Below are 13,873 nucleotides of genomic sequence, written 5' to 3' on the forward strand. Positions count from 1 at the left end.
CCCAAAAAAAAGAAAATTTCAGCTTGTCTACTTTTTATAACCGCTCTCTTATGAAGAATTTCATTGTTTTTAGCGTATTTCGCTAGACATGCTAACCCATTTTTAGCAAATTATTCATACCCCTTAACAATTGCGGGCTTGGTCAAATATTTCGATCCTCCAACTAGGATTGACTCCCCGACCTTGCCTTTGGGCATGGATTAACGTCCATGCCTTTTTTTACTGCCGCAGATGGGATTGTATTGTAGTTGTATAACGTTAATTAGTGGCTTATTCCTTACCATCTACATAGTCCTGCAGATACGCATAGCGCTTTGTCAATTTTCCATTTTTGGTCATTCGTGCACGCTCTAGAATTCCGTTTTTATCACCGTTAAAAAATGCAGGAATTACATGCTTTAAAAAAGCTTCACCAAAACCTTCACTGGCATCTCTGGGCAATTCGCAAGGCAAATTATCAACTGCCATTACCGCAATGGCATTTTCACTTTTGAAATCGACCTCTTTCTCCGTTTGCGGATCGTAACCATAAATAGGGTCGGCAATAGTAGAGGGTTTGATCGTGGTCGCTACCGGCCCATCGATATCACAACTCACATCGGCTACTACTTTTATATTGAAGTCCTGATGTTTTGCATCTTCCCTAGTATATAGATAAGGGGCACCATCACCATAAAAGTGCCCGGCAATATAAAAATCGGTCACCTTGGCAAAGCGGAAAAAGTTGGATTTATATTCTTCGGGGTTCTCAAAAAAGTCTTGTTTACTACCTCGAACGCCGTCCTTTCGCTTGTTATATTCTGATGCATCGATCTGGCAGTATACCGGTTCATGGAACGTTTGTTCAAGATACTCTTTAACGGTTACTCTTTTAATGTTCATCGCGTCGATCATTTCACGAGCGCCATTGCCTACCCTACCGCGACCGGTAAGTAATATTTTAATATTTGGCAGCTTAATTGTATTCAATTCAGAGATCAATGCCTTTTGGTCTTCTAGGGTCTCTGCTTTTGGAAGATTGAACAGCTTATATTTAAGTCCGTAAGTGCGAACACCGTTATACGCCCCTACAATCCCGGCATAACGACCAAAAGCTACCAGTCGTTTTCCGCTTTCTGCCGTGATCACTTCGTGATCATACAACTCGATGTTACGATCTAAAATAGCGTTTAACAACGCTCGGTTATAGGGTTGTTTTTTGATGGTATGTGAAAAGAAAAAGTACTTTTTATTGGGTATCAATGCATCAATTGGTACTTCCTTTACGCCGAGAAGTACGTTACAATCACTCAAATCACTTACTACTTCAATTCCCATTTCTTGATACTCTGCATCTTTAAAAACACGCACGTCAGAACTTTCAGCCACCAGAACAGCCTCAGGAAATTGATCAACTACTTGTTTGGCTGTTTTAGGTGTAAAGACTACCCGGCGATCTGGCGGATTCTTACGTTCTTTTATAAGCGCGAATTTCATTCTAGACTGTCAATTATTGGATTATTGAAGTGATGGCACTGACAAAATAACAAACGGCACGCATTTTGTTATTTTTATACCGGTGGCAAAGATAGAGTTTTTAATACTATCTTTGGCTTCCAAAATTTTAGTCCAGCATTCGGAGTTTGTTACTGAAGACTGCCAACTGAATACTGAATACTAAAAAACGGGGTCGACTGGTTTTGACAGCGAGTCGAATTATAGTGTAAGCACGTCGAGCCATGAAATTAATGCTCGTAAATATCTTATTTCAACCTTTTAAATGGCGAGAATAACTACGCTCTTGCAGCTTAATACGACTGAATTATAGTAAGTCACAAGCCTAGTCCTACAAGGTAGGAAAGCGAGATGTCTCTGGGAAGCCCTTGTTGATGGCGTCCCGTTTAGAGGCACCATAAAAGTCAACATAGAAACGGTGTAGCTTTGGCACAGTTTTAAAATTTAAGAAGCTAAGCTAGTAGTGGGCGGTTTTGGGTCAGCTGCTAGTCGAAAACTGAATCAAGACTAAGCGTGTAGAAAGCATTGTAATTGCTTGTTTGGACGAGGGTTCGAATCCCTCCGACTCCACTCTAAAAGCCACCTCTGGGTGGCTTTTTTCGTTACGCCTCCGGGATTCGAGGCCGGCGCATCACCTGGCTCCTGCGCTAAAAATGTCCACCGGACATTTTCTTAACACTCGGCCCTCTCCGACTCCACAATAAACAACAATAAAACACTTAAATTCAATAATTTAAGTGTTTTATTTTTTTACAGGAGAATCTAAAGAAGACATTACTGATTGATATTTTATCCATTAAAACAAAACTCCAAATTTAATTCCCTTCTTATTACCATTTCCTCCAGCTTCCAGTCAATCGCGACTTTTATCTATTCTAAAAGTGACTACAAACGGTAGATGATCTGAAACAGTATCTCTATATCTTTCTATCTGGACTCTAGGTTTATTAATAACCAATCCTTTACTGGTCCATCAGGGCATGGATATTTTACTCCAGACTTAGATATTCTATTATTCGCGATCTTACTTGTCAAACCCAATTCTCTTTTTACATCAGCTATCCAACAGGTTTTAATTGACCTTCCTAACTCTATTTTTGCCTTATCTTGAATATCTTTATATGTCATCGTTTTTTTAAACTATATTGATTCAGTAGGTATTTAAGTTCTCGATACTTTTCAAGAAGTGCGCCTCTGTTACCCCAATCTTCTGTTTCGTTTTCTACTTTAGGATTTAAAAATGTGCCATTATCCGATATTATATCAATTGAATCTAATCCCATTTCCTTAGCGCTTGCTTTTTGATCCTCCGTATCTTCAGGAACCCCCATCATGTATTTAGAGTATTCCCAATCCTTATCAAAAACCTCTTCAAATAGGATTAGAAATTGTTCAACTGTATTTTGTAAAGCACTCTTCATATATAGTTTATTTGAGCTTTAGTCCAGACTTTTTAGTCCATCTCTTATCTCCTTTGACTCTATTTCATTAAAAAGCATAGTTCTGCTACAACGACTGGTCCATAATCTGTTTTGATTAACTCTATTTTCGTAATCCCTAAATAATCTTTTGGATAGTAACTCAGGCTGGAGAAAAATGATAAAGTCTTTTTCCACTTGAAATCCTAAGTAGCCGCAGGATTGCCCATGTTTAGAAGTGTAAATGGTCAATTTCTCTGAATTAAAATTCCCTTTGTAAGTATTAATTATTTCTACTTCAACTTTGGCGACAGATTTATTTCTAGATAGATGCAATATCTGATTTTCAGGTTTCTTTTCAAGGTGCTCACGTTCTGGGTTTGAAAAAATACTACCCATTGATACATATTCGATCTTCAGGACTTTTGCATGTAAAATGGCCTTGGTACTCTTTAATTCTTTTTTTAAGTCAACCCTGTAACACTTGCATGCAAAACTCTTGCTACAAAATAATAATACTAGAGTTGTAAAAAGGAACTTCTTCATCGTTTATTTGAACTTTTATATGAAGTTATGGTCCACTGCCTATTTGCAATGCACTTATAATTTCGTTTTTTGATTCATTTTCACCCCAATCAGCAAAAGGATACATTGCCTGATTAGCCACAATGAAATATGATTCTTCTTCATCGTACTTTTTAATCAAATCTTGAATCTCCTGAGTAGCTTTCTCATGACTACTAATTTCAGATTTGTTTGCCACAATCAACAAATAATTTCTTTTCGCATTTGAAATTATGTCTCGATCTTTAATTAGATTCCAACTTTGATTCTTCGAATCAGTAATCGCTATCAAAAAAAGACGGTCATCATTTGAAGTTTTTCTAGGATTTTTATCAATACATTTTAGTGCGTCATCAATATTTAAATATACATTTTCGCAGCAATCACATGGGGTTCTCCGTTTCTCAATACAGCAAGTCAAAAGACTTAACAGGGCAGTAAAGATCAAACATTTCTTCATTGTTTATTTAGACTTTAGTTTAATTTATCTCTTGAATGTATAGACCCTTCACTTTCAATTGTAAAATGAAAAAAATTACTATTCTCTGTCATTTTTTGATCAGCAAGTTCAATTATTTTTTCATTTGATATATTAATATCATCATAATGAATAACAGTCAAAAATCCCCTTCTGCTGCCTTCTCTTTTGATTGAATATATCACTACAGCACTATATTTTTTCATATGATCGTTTAATTAGACTTTGGTTTCTTCATGTAATTTCATCCATTTATCACCTTCAATTTTTAATAACATGGCAATATGGAATCTATCAGCATCATTTAATTCCTGTTCATTAATTACTTTTTCTCGAGTATTGTAGAATTCCTCAGCTAGTCCCTTATGATTTTGACTATCTAAATACTCCTGGAAATTGATTGTTTCAGTCATCGTTTTATTGAACTTTTCCAATAATCCCATGATTAATTATCAATTTATCTTTGATAAAAAAGTTCTGAGCTTTAAATCCGCGCTTAGTCGCTTTTCTATTATTCGCGCTTTTATCAAATGACTTAATATCTGATCTATGGCTAAATTATGTTGTTTAAGCTTGTCTAAGAACAAAGCATGTATAATATTGTACTCCTTCTCATATTTTTCAAGGGCTTCAAGATAATACGAGCCTAAGATCTGAAAATCGCCGTCATACTCTTTAAAGATTGTATTTAGCTCACCTTCGAGATTTGTGTCAACAGATTTTACCTTCTTATCAATTTCAGGATAAGTCTCTTGTAATAAGTTAAGAATTAGTTTCATTTATTGTTTAGTAATGTTCAATTAGACTTTTGCAGTTAGGTTTAAGATTCCAAAAACTGTTATAGCTAAAATACCTATTAAAAAGCCTATTAAAAACAGAAGAACTCCTGTGGATGCGAAAAATCTTTGAACATTACTATCCAATTCTTGAATATCAATATTGCCTGAAGCTGAAAAAGTTAAAATTGTTTTTAGTAACACACCTCCTAGAATTGAAACAAATAGTGATATCAAAGCAGCAATAATGAGCCATATTGTTTCCTCTTTTAAAAATAACTTTTCGAAAAAGGTTATTATCAAAAGTATTGATCCGGTGGATAAGGTATTTATATGCTTGATGTAATCATTAATTAATTTAGCTTTTTCCAAATTTTGCCTCATATCACTGCTGGTTATCTAACTCTTTTAATACATATTTTATTCAACGACTATTTTTGACTTAAAATTTGTAATGTCTAAACCTATTTCTTTCGTTTCCGAAGAGCTTCCAAAAATTCATCAAATTCATCTCTAAGTTCGGAGTTTAAATCAAGGAACTGTTCTAAATATTCTGAAATAGCTTTTCTATTAATAGAACCTTCAGCATTCATTACTGTTACTATACTCCACGAATCTAATTTAACATTCTCATTTCCTTCCTCATCAATAGATACATTAAGGGTGATATCCTCGCCTAATGATGCGTGCGCAAAAGCATTTCTTATTGAGACAATTTTTCTCAATTTTCCTAAGGTTGTTTTAGATACTCCGATGTTGTATAAGATCTTAGCTTTACCACCAAAGTCTATCACCGAGCTATTAAGAAGTACTTCATTGAAAACCTGTTTTTCTTCAGGTTGAAAAAATTCGAATATTATATTATTGACTCGATACTCTATTTGCACTAAGCGGTCGATAACCCAGCCTCTTATTTCGGCAGTATTGAATTCTGATAATTTGTTTTTTTCGATGTTAGGATAGCGCCTTTTCACTCATTAAAATTTTTTCGAATTCATAGAATCTTTAAGATTTTTATCACTTCTTATTTTATAAATCAATTTAATTTGTACGGCCTCAGCTTTCCTGTTAAACCTCTATATCTTAAATACTTGTAGTATGTTGCTCTAGAAATATCAAGTCTATCACAGATTTCTGCAACCGTAAGCTTACCTTCATTAAAATATTCTTCACAAAGTACTGCTTTCTGTTGGTTTTTCTTGCTAATGCCTCGAGGAGCACCTAGTACTTTTCCTCGCCTTCGCGCCGATTCAAGTCCGGCCTTTGTTCGCTCAATTATAATATCTCTTTCCAATTGAGCCAAGGCAGCGAATATGTTAATTATAAATTCGGAGTGTGAAGATTTTTCAGTAGTATCAATGAAAGCCTCGGTAATACTTCTGAATTTTACACCTTTGGCATCTAATTCAGACATTAGTTTGGTGAAGTGAATAAGACTTCTGGCCAGGCGGTCTAGTTTCCATACCACTATAGTATCCCCTTCCCTGACATAATCCAATAATTTGTTAAGGCTTTTCCGTTCTTCTTTGGTACTCGAAACTTTGTCAGTATAGATATTCCTATCTGAAATACCCTCTTTTAGTAATGCATCAAGTTGAAGATCCAAACTCTGTTCTGCAGTGCTTACCCTTGCATATCCAAAAATCATGATTAAAGTTTAATTATATGTCTAAAATTAAACTAATTAATTAGCACGATGAATTAAACTTTTTAAAAGTAATGAACATAGCAAATCTCAAAAGTTCATAAAAACGGTGGTTTTAGTAAACTTGAAAAATCTGACAAAAAACATAAAAATTGTATAGTTATAATTCTAAAATTAAATCTGTTTCACTTTAATCTGGATAAATCAGGGTTTTAAATCTGACATTATTACTAATAGTGTAAAATCCTATTTATTTTTTAAAGCGATTCATTCGATATTTTCTGCATTAAGCTTTTTGAGTTCTGTAATTCCTTTTTTTAGTTCCTCTACACTTATATAAGTTTCTGGATTGATAAATGAAGTTCTAGTTAAGTTTGCAATTGCCCAATAACATGTTCTATTTTTGCCAATTTTGATGGAACGATTTGCCTGTAAAAAATCACTTACTCTCAGCAAAAAAGGATTATAATTCTTAAAATTTAAACTGTTGATCTTATCTTTAATAACCGCCTCTACAATGATATGGTTGTTTCCATGTTTCTCTTTTATTTCATTTAAGTCATTTTCATCAATGAACACAATAACATTACCTCCATCAATTGGATCCCAATCAAATCGTAAATTAGGTTCTCCAAGTTGTCTTCTCCTTAATGGCTCTCTTAGTGACCATATGGCGTTTGTAATTTCTTCGTTTATGGTACTTCTTAATATTATCTTTTCGTTAACTTCTTTTTCCAATTTTCGCTTTGCATTTCCCAAAAAACCACCATCTAAACGAAATGGCGTTGGCATAATTGCGGAATTTGGCCAATATACTTGAGCTTTTGTATTATTTCCGAATGTATGATATTTTGGTTCGCCACTCATTAATCCAACCGCTTTACTTACATGGCCAAATATCTTTGTCCTTAATTCTGTTTCATTTAGTGGCGCGATCAGCGTGCTTCCTACCTTTTGGATATTAATTCTATTTTCCAATACCGCTTGATCTATTGAAATGCTAAAGTTATTCAAGTTCATTATCGCGTCAGCCTGAATTGTTCTGCTCGTATTGTAATTGAAGTTAATAACGACTTCCCAGTTATTATTTTGCGGATCAACTCCAAATATTGCAATAATATCTTTTCTAGCCTGCTCCTTTTCTTCAGCTGTCCCAGTTCTGGCTTTATCAATTAATCGTAAATATCTTTCACCGGGCACTGCTTTTGATATTCCATCAACAGCTTTCGTGATGTCTTCAATAGACTTATTTACTTGTGCTCTCCACTTCGATGATTCCTTCTTGAGTTTACAACTGGAAAAACAAACAAAAGCGAATATAATATGAATAAGAATCTTAGTTTTCATCGGATAATAATTTTATTTATGGTTTAATGCCTTCTTCTGGGTAAGTTCCAGATTTACTGTACAAGTGGTGGCTCAGAAGGATAATCAATGTTAATCTTAAAATCATTTGCATTAATGATTAAAATCGTGTTTTGATTGATCTCTAATATTTCATGATGCATATTGTTTACGCTGGATTTAAGATACCCCAAATCAGCCTGAATTGATTGAGCATCCTCAGAAAGGCTGTTCATCCTCATTTCTAAATCGTTGTTTTCTCCAGATTGATATATTGAATTACTAGCGCTTGCCACTGAAAGTAACAGATTCGCAACACTAATTACCCTCATATGGTTTTGTAACTTTTTCTGGTTTTTAACGTATTTCTCTAGAGAAGTTTTCATCTTATATTCTAATTCAGAATATTTCTTATTTAGCAATAATAGTTTTTCTCTATTTTGAATTGCTTCAATTTTTCTAGCAATTCTTTTAACCTTATTGTTTCTCTTTAAAGATTTATTCAAGTATGCAGGATATATGTCTTCAATAGACGTGATTTCAGCAGCAGAATTTTTGGACCAAGCTATTATGTCTTTTCTTGCCTTCCTTCTTGCATTAATATAATTTGACTTGATTTCACTATCTGTCAAGATAAATTCTTGTATGATGATTCCATTTTCTGTTTTTTGAATTTTAATAAACAGCCCGTGTTCAAAGGGAAGTTTTGGTGGTGTAGATTGTAATGAAGGAGACTTATAATTATCCACAAAAGCATCTTCTAAAGTGGATCCCTCTCCGAATTTTGTGATATGACCCATTTTCTTTGCCCCCGAAGGTTCTGTATAATAGTTAATTCTCCAAAAATTAGGCTGTTCGTTAATTGACACATTTTGCATATCCGATATTAGGTTCTTAATAAATCGATTTTTCTCCTTTTCATTTGCAATGTCTCTAAGCCAGTTGAATCCACTAATGATTCCTTTAAATGGTTTGTTAACTGTAGCTGCTGTTAGTCTTATAATTATACCATTACTACCTGAGGGAGCCACAGTATAACCTGACTGACTAAAAGAAAATGAAGATATAAGAAGTAATATCAAATTAATTGCTGTAAAGTTGGCTTTCTTCATTTTTCTGAATATTAAATAGTGATTTTGAAACATTTTCTATGCTATAACATAATAGCAAAAGCTTATCGCGTCTTGGTTTTAATATTTTGGGAAGATTGGTTTGAATTTCTGAATTCACACTTGGTAAGAAGTCATGATCTGCACTTTTCCAATCTCCTGGTTTCTTTTTTTTATAATTTTCACCTTTTTGAGTACTAACAGTAACGTTCATATTGAAGCCATAGAACCAGTCATCAAATTCATATCCCAATTCGAATCTTAAGTTATCCAGATCCTCGGATTTCAACCATTCGGTTTGTTCAAGCGTAAAATAATGCCAAATAATTTCATGGTAATCGAACACCCTTCCACGTCTACCTTCATTAGTTCTATGTGTTTTAATAAAAGTAACACCACTCTTATTTCTAGTCCATTTGCCATTTCCGTGATTAGTAAGGTTTAAAACACTTGCAATTTTATTTTTGTCAGATTCCGGCCCCTCCTTTTTAAGTTTTTCTAATCTATTTTCCAGTTGAACTATCGTTTTGGAAAAAAAGTCTAAATAATTATCTTGCCTGGACTGCATTAATGATTTTGGTAACACATTTGAGTTGGCGAATATTAGTTTTTCGTAAATTCTATTTTCGAGTTGGAAGGAAACCGATATGTATGATGCTATTTCAGGTCTTTCACCAAATTTTTGGAGATGTAAAAAAACATCATGTAATCGGTCTGAATATTCTTTAAGTCGTTGTTCCTCATTGATTATAAACCTCTTCTTCTGTTGGCTTCTGAGTGATGAAGGAAGGTCTTTAATTTCTTCAAAAAGGGCTCTATCAAATGTGATCATACTTTTTAAGAGGACTTCCCCTTCAGCTGTTTTAAAAAATAGGTATGTTTTTTTGTCTAAATTTTGCAACTCCTCAATAACAATATCCATCTTCTCATTAATAATATCCAATTTGGAATCGATAGTTTGCAACATATTCATAATTTGACTAATACTTTGATCTTTAGGGCCTAACGCTTGCCAAACTTGTACTGCAGTTTGTGCAATGGCAATTGCTGTAGCAGGATCCACATAAACCACACCGAGATTTTCTTTTTCACTAACTAAGGCTGAATTTCCATAACTCAAATTGAGTTGGAACATACAGAAAATAATTACCTTAAATAACTTCTTCATGAGATTGGATATTAATAAATCATAAAACCCCTTAAACCAAAACAGTTGGCTAAGGGGAGAATAATTAATGTAAGAATATTCTATAATCTTAGCTATTATTATAGAATAAATACCGCTTTATTAGTTGAACGTACTGATTTAATGTGAACTCTATTTAGAAAAGAAATTCTAAGTGTAAATCAGTTAAATTTGTTTTTAAAGTCAGGGAACCAATGTTTTATGATAAAGCGTTAACAGCAAACAAAAATAGGATTGAAGAAATAACCGGCAAAACAATGGCAGTACCATTGTCCTATGAATCGTACTATCATAAATACGGATTAGATCATCCTGCTTTATATATGATTCCCCAAGAAGATCCCGAATATATTTATCCGGTACAATGGGGCTTTATTCCTGATTGGGCTGTTGAAGATCCTTATAGTTTCAGAGAAAAGTATGATACATTAAATGTTAATGATAAAACATTGTTCGACAATAACACATATAATCAAAGTATATTAAGAAAAAGGTGTTTGATTATTTCTGATGGGTTCTTCTTGACATGTGAAAAGAACAATACTGTACAACATCATTTTTGGTATATATCTGATGAGTCTGAAATATCAGGAAGATCAATTTTCATGATTGCAGGTGTTTATAATGATTTCGATCCAGCTGATGACCTATATACTGCAGCAATCATTACAACATCAGTTAAGCCCAGTTTTGAGAATTTTAATAGTTCTCAGTTAAAAATACCCTTGGTTCTAGATGAAACCTTTTGTGATGATTCGCTGATGGGGAAATTAGATAAACCTCATGTTAGAGAACTATTACGTGTTGGGTTTACAGTTGAAGAATTATGTAGCCATAGAGTTTCAGAAGATTTAAAAAACATTAATATAGATACAAATCGTTCTTACATTTTAAATCCTGATCAGTAAATCTTTATTAGTTTAGTACTATGGCATATATTCCACCATACTTTCTTGATTGCGTTGTTGCAATTGGATCAGTAAACAAAGATGACAGTAAACATTGGACCGGTACGGGTTTTCTATATGGTCAAAAATTGAAACCTGAAGAAAAACCACATAAAAAATATAGAATCTTTTTAGTCACTAACAAACATGTTTTACAAGGTTATGATTCTGTAGTTTTAAAATTTAACCCGCAAAAAAACCTGGCTTCTGTCGATATACCTTTAAGATTAATAGAGGATGATAAGGTGCTATGGACTGGTCATATTGGTCAAGATATTGATGTCGCCGTAATCGAATTGAACGCACCATTACTTGATCAAATTGGTCTAAAAATCAATTGCTACCAGTCTGATAAAACTGTTGCTAATATTCAAAAGCTAAAAGACATTGGAGTAAGTGAAGGTGATTCTACATTTACTTTAGGATTTCCAATGGGGATGTTAGATAGAGATCGACAATATGTTTTTTTGCGAAAGGGTTCAATTAGTAGAATACGGGATCTATTTGATAATTTGAGCACAGATTTTATTGTTGACTCACTTGTCTTTCCTGGTAATAGTGGTGGTCCCGTTATTTTGAAACCTGAAGTTGGCGCAATTGAAGGAACGAAAATTAACAATCAGGCATACTTAATTGGCGTTGTAAAAAGTTATATACCATTTCAAGATGTTGCAATCAGCCAACAAACAAAACGACCTAGGATCATATTTGAAGAGAATTCAGGACTAGCACTCGTGGAACCAGTCGATCATATTACCGATACCATACAGGTCTATGAAAAGAAACACGGTAGAGATGATCTACTCTTTTAAACGCCGAATCAATTAAAGGACTTAGCCTTGATAGGTAGACTTCCGGCCTTGTACTTTGTCCATTTACCATTATAAAAAACATACCTAGATTTATTTGAACTTTACCTATACCCTATTTTAAATGAATCATCAATTTTCTAACTATCCTAAACTATTATTGAATTTGAAGAAATTTTTAACTGTCTAGTATGTCCAGTTTTAAATGACTAGCCACAAATTCTGGAAGGTTTTAGTAGACTAACAAAGTATCATTACTTGCGTTTTGGTTGTCCAACGTCAGGTTAAAGTGTTGGGTAAGAAAACGACCACCATGTTTTTCGAATGTCTGAAGGGCTCTACAACCAATCATTAACGTCCCCGCGCTAGACAGCAACATGCCCAATAAAGGGTGTTCTATTGCAAATTGTTGTTCTGGGTCAATTTTGTCGTGCAAAGACAATAACAAGCCACCTACTGAAACGGACCAGTGGCCTAGCCATGAAGGACATAAACTAATCTTGACTGATTTTGAAATGGCATTTGCATAATTCGAGAAGAGTTTTTGGAGCTCTTCTTTTGCTTTTTGGTCGGACGGATCTTTCTCATAAGTGTCCAATTGGTCAAAAAACTTTTCTCCTTCAATTTTTCTAGCCTGAACGAGACCTCCATTATCGAAAAAACCATTCTGAAAATAGGTCGGCAGCAATACTTTTGGAATTTTATTCTTCTTTGAAAGTAACATTTCAAAAGGATTAATCATAGGTGCTTTATCTATAGTAAATTTTCTTTCATGTATCACGAAATCATCCTTGTAGCTAAATTTTGGTATATTAATACCAAGGTTCAGCGTGGAAGCGCTGGCCCTATGATGGGCGCGATTTATCCATTTAAAGAGTGTTTTGTAAGAATTGATATTTCTTTGTTCGTAACCATTAATTTGTCCAAGTATATAGTCTGGGTGATCATATTTTTTATCGTTCTTGTTACCAAGTTTACGACCTATCTCCCCAATTAGAAGTGAACGACTGAGTTTTGACTCGTCTTGCATCAAATTCATAGCTTCATATAAGCCCGACTTTCTGATTTCTGCAGTATCTGCAAGCACATTGGTTATTGATTGCCAATGTTGTGGGTATTCCGAACGAATCTCATCTAAACGTTTGGGGTCCGGATCAATATACTCCAGCACATTCTTAAGAAACAGTTTAGAAGAATGGTTAGGATCAATGTTATTTTTCGTTAAATATTCATAGTTGACTTTTTCAATACAATCATGCATTACCTCTGTACAAAAATCCTCATAGTGATCGTAATCTGTAACTTCACTAGGTAATGAGCTTTTTTTAGTGGATTTGTACTTTTCTTCCAGGTATTTTTTTAAATCAACATTATTGCTTACACGTTCGTGTAAGGTGGGACGCAACCATCCCTCTCGTATGGCTTGTTCAACAAAACATATATCACTCTCTTTCTTTTGACGGTCAATATGATAATGAAGCTCCAGGGAATTCATAGCAGATGCTAAAGGCAAAACACAATACCTGTTAAACAGCATTGATTTGATTAAGCTGTCTGTGAATACCCCTTGAGGATATCTAAACCTCTCTGAACCATCTACGGAAGTAAGAATGGCCATATTCTGATTTTCATACATATCGTATTGTCAATTTATTGTGTTAAGTTAAATTCATCAACAATTATCTGAACATTCAATTCTAATAGGGAAGATTACATGCAGTGGTAACGAAAAAGGTTTGATTAGCTAACTTGAAATATACATTTCAGTACCACATTAAAACTATTTTGTGTTTAAGGCATTAATTTTTAGTTATATGAAATTCAAGTTACAAATACCTATAACCAATTCACTTAAAATCTAGGTTAAGATGAACTTTACCTAAGCCTTATTTTAAAGAACTGGACAAGTACTATTGCATTATATGTAAACTCATGCTACTAGATTAAGCGAATAATTTCTAACCAAAGAAATCTAAATAGCTATCCGAACAGGCCTTAGGGAATCAGTAAATTTAAATCGCTTATATTATTAAAAAAAAGTAATATAATTGCCGAATCGTAAACAATACTAGCAATAAAATGTCGCCAAAAGAGTAAATTAGT

Annotated in this window: 16 protein-coding genes and 1 other RNA gene; 3 read left to right on the forward strand and 14 right to left on the reverse strand. The window is 33.9% G+C overall.

The window, feature by feature from the left end; genetic code table 11:
- Positions 1-270: 270 nt before the first annotated feature.
- Complete coding sequence (locus ABN763_RS10050) at positions 271-1,476, reverse strand: NAD(P)-dependent oxidoreductase (protein ID WP_410485330.1); 1,206 nt, start codon at positions 1,474-1,476, stop codon at positions 271-273.
- A gap of 189 nt (positions 1,477-1,665) precedes the next feature.
- Between ABN763_RS10050 and ssrA the strand changes: the two genes are divergently transcribed.
- Positions 1,666-2,067: a transfer-messenger RNA gene (gene ssrA / locus ABN763_RS10055) on the forward strand.
- A 551-nt stretch (positions 2,068-2,618) separates the two neighbouring features.
- Here the strand turns inward: ssrA and ABN763_RS10060 are convergent.
- The 12 genes from ABN763_RS10060 to ABN763_RS10115 all read right to left on the reverse strand — a co-directional run bounded on the left by ABN763_RS10060 (position 2,619) and on the right by ABN763_RS10115 (position 9,996).
- Positions 2,619-2,915, reverse strand: a complete 297-nt coding sequence (locus tag ABN763_RS10060; RefSeq protein ID WP_410485331.1) for a hypothetical protein — start codon at positions 2,913-2,915, stop codon at positions 2,619-2,621.
- Positions 2,916-2,933: 18 nt separating this feature from the next.
- Complete coding sequence (locus ABN763_RS10065; RefSeq protein ID WP_410485332.1) at positions 2,934-3,458, reverse strand: hypothetical protein; 525 nt, start codon at positions 3,456-3,458, stop codon at positions 2,934-2,936.
- A 25-nt stretch (positions 3,459-3,483) separates the two neighbouring features.
- Positions 3,484-3,936, reverse strand: a complete 453-nt coding sequence (locus ABN763_RS10070; RefSeq protein ID WP_410485333.1) for a hypothetical protein — start codon at positions 3,934-3,936, stop codon at positions 3,484-3,486.
- A gap of 14 nt (positions 3,937-3,950) precedes the next feature.
- Positions 3,951-4,160 (reverse strand): hypothetical protein, encoded by a 210-nt coding sequence (locus tag ABN763_RS10075; RefSeq protein ID WP_410485334.1) that lies wholly within the window; start codon positions 4,158-4,160, stop codon positions 3,951-3,953.
- 12 nt (positions 4,161-4,172) lie between these two features.
- Positions 4,173-4,397: a hypothetical protein gene (locus ABN763_RS10080; protein WP_410485335.1), complete on the reverse strand. Its 225-nt coding sequence runs from the start codon at positions 4,395-4,397 to the stop codon at positions 4,173-4,175.
- A gap of 9 nt (positions 4,398-4,406) precedes the next feature.
- A complete protein-coding gene (locus ABN763_RS10085) occupies positions 4,407-4,733 on the reverse strand; it encodes a hypothetical protein (RefSeq protein WP_410485336.1) in 327 nt (108 codons plus the stop codon).
- 21 nt (positions 4,734-4,754) lie between these two features.
- Positions 4,755-5,102, reverse strand: coding sequence for a hypothetical protein (locus ABN763_RS10090; protein WP_410485337.1), 348 nt, complete (start codon positions 5,100-5,102; stop codon positions 4,755-4,757).
- Positions 5,103-5,194: 92 nt separating this feature from the next.
- Complete coding sequence (locus tag ABN763_RS10095; RefSeq protein ID WP_410485338.1) at positions 5,195-5,704, reverse strand: hypothetical protein; 510 nt, start codon at positions 5,702-5,704, stop codon at positions 5,195-5,197.
- A 62-nt stretch (positions 5,705-5,766) separates the two neighbouring features.
- Entirely contained in the window at positions 5,767-6,378 is a 612-nt protein-coding gene (locus tag ABN763_RS10100) for a recombinase family protein (protein WP_410485339.1), read from the reverse strand.
- Positions 6,379-6,642: 264 nt separating this feature from the next.
- Positions 6,643-7,722, reverse strand: coding sequence for a hypothetical protein (locus tag ABN763_RS10105; protein ID WP_410485340.1), 1,080 nt, complete (start codon positions 7,720-7,722; stop codon positions 6,643-6,645).
- 53 nt (positions 7,723-7,775) lie between these two features.
- Positions 7,776-8,831, reverse strand: a complete 1,056-nt coding sequence (locus ABN763_RS10110; protein WP_410485341.1) for a hypothetical protein — start codon at positions 8,829-8,831, stop codon at positions 7,776-7,778.
- Positions 8,803-9,996, reverse strand: a complete 1,194-nt coding sequence (locus tag ABN763_RS10115; RefSeq protein ID WP_410485342.1) for a hypothetical protein — start codon at positions 9,994-9,996, stop codon at positions 8,803-8,805. The genes ABN763_RS10110 and ABN763_RS10115 overlap by 29 nt, the downstream gene beginning before the upstream one ends.
- Before the next feature lie 212 nt (positions 9,997-10,208).
- Here ABN763_RS10115 and ABN763_RS10120 point away from each other — a divergent pair, with 212 nt between their 5' ends.
- Positions 10,209-10,922, forward strand: coding sequence for an SOS response-associated peptidase family protein (locus ABN763_RS10120; protein WP_410485343.1), 714 nt, complete (start codon positions 10,209-10,211; stop codon positions 10,920-10,922).
- Positions 10,923-10,942: 20 nt separating this feature from the next.
- The gene (locus ABN763_RS10125; protein WP_410485344.1) at positions 10,943-11,773 is read left to right on the forward strand and encodes a serine protease; all 831 of its coding nucleotides are present in this window, start codon (positions 10,943-10,945) and stop codon (positions 11,771-11,773) included.
- Positions 11,774-12,002: 229 nt separating this feature from the next.
- Here ABN763_RS10125 and ABN763_RS10130 read toward each other — a convergent pair whose 3' ends face one another.
- On the reverse strand, positions 12,003-13,406 hold the full coding sequence (locus ABN763_RS10130) for a hypothetical protein (protein ID WP_410485345.1): 1,404 nt from the start codon (positions 13,404-13,406) through the stop codon (positions 12,003-12,005).
- Positions 13,407-13,873 lie beyond the last annotated feature (467 nt).

This window comes from Spongiivirga sp. MCCC 1A20706 (assembly GCF_046524175.1).
Lineage (GTDB): Bacteria > Bacteroidota > Bacteroidia > Flavobacteriales > Flavobacteriaceae > Spongiivirga.

What these genes read in the sequence shown, in the direction of transcription:
- ABN763_RS10130 (WP_410485345.1), bottom strand. Translation starts at nt 13,406, where the DNA reads ATGTATGAAAATCAGAATATGGCCATTCTTACTTCCGTAGATGGTTCA.
- ABN763_RS10105 (WP_410485340.1), bottom strand. Translation starts at nt 7,722, where the DNA reads ATGAAAACTAAGATTCTTATTCATATTATATTCGCTTTTGTTTGTTTT.
- ABN763_RS10085 (WP_410485336.1), bottom strand. Translation starts at nt 4,733, where the DNA reads ATGAAACTAATTCTTAACTTATTACAAGAGACTTATCCTGAAATTGAT.
- ABN763_RS10065 (WP_410485332.1), bottom strand. Translation starts at nt 3,458, where the DNA reads ATGAAGAAGTTCCTTTTTACAACTCTAGTATTATTATTTTGTAGCAAG.
- ABN763_RS10080 (WP_410485335.1), bottom strand. Translation starts at nt 4,397, where the DNA reads ATGGGATTATTGGAAAAGTTCAATAAAACGATGACTGAAACAATCAAT.
- ABN763_RS10100 (WP_410485339.1), bottom strand. Translation starts at nt 6,378, where the DNA reads ATGATTTTTGGATATGCAAGGGTAAGCACTGCAGAACAGAGTTTGGAT.
- ABN763_RS10120 (WP_410485343.1), top strand. Translation starts at nt 10,209, where the DNA reads ATGTTTTATGATAAAGCGTTAACAGCAAACAAAAATAGGATTGAAGAA.
- ABN763_RS10060 (WP_410485331.1), bottom strand. Translation starts at nt 2,915, where the DNA reads ATGAAGAGTGCTTTACAAAATACAGTTGAACAATTTCTAATCCTATTT.
- ABN763_RS10115 (WP_410485342.1), bottom strand. Translation starts at nt 9,996, where the DNA reads ATGAAGAAGTTATTTAAGGTAATTATTTTCTGTATGTTCCAACTCAAT.
- ABN763_RS10125 (WP_410485344.1), top strand. Translation starts at nt 10,943, where the DNA reads ATGGCATATATTCCACCATACTTTCTTGATTGCGTTGTTGCAATTGGA.
- ABN763_RS10070 (WP_410485333.1), bottom strand. Translation starts at nt 3,936, where the DNA reads ATGAAGAAATGTTTGATCTTTACTGCCCTGTTAAGTCTTTTGACTTGC.
- ABN763_RS10110 (WP_410485341.1), bottom strand. Translation starts at nt 8,831, where the DNA reads ATGAAGAAAGCCAACTTTACAGCAATTAATTTGATATTACTTCTTATA.
- ABN763_RS10075 (WP_410485334.1), bottom strand. Translation starts at nt 4,160, where the DNA reads ATGAAAAAATATAGTGCTGTAGTGATATATTCAATCAAAAGAGAAGGC.
- ABN763_RS10050 (WP_410485330.1), bottom strand. Translation starts at nt 1,476, where the DNA reads ATGAAATTCGCGCTTATAAAAGAACGTAAGAATCCGCCAGATCGCCGG.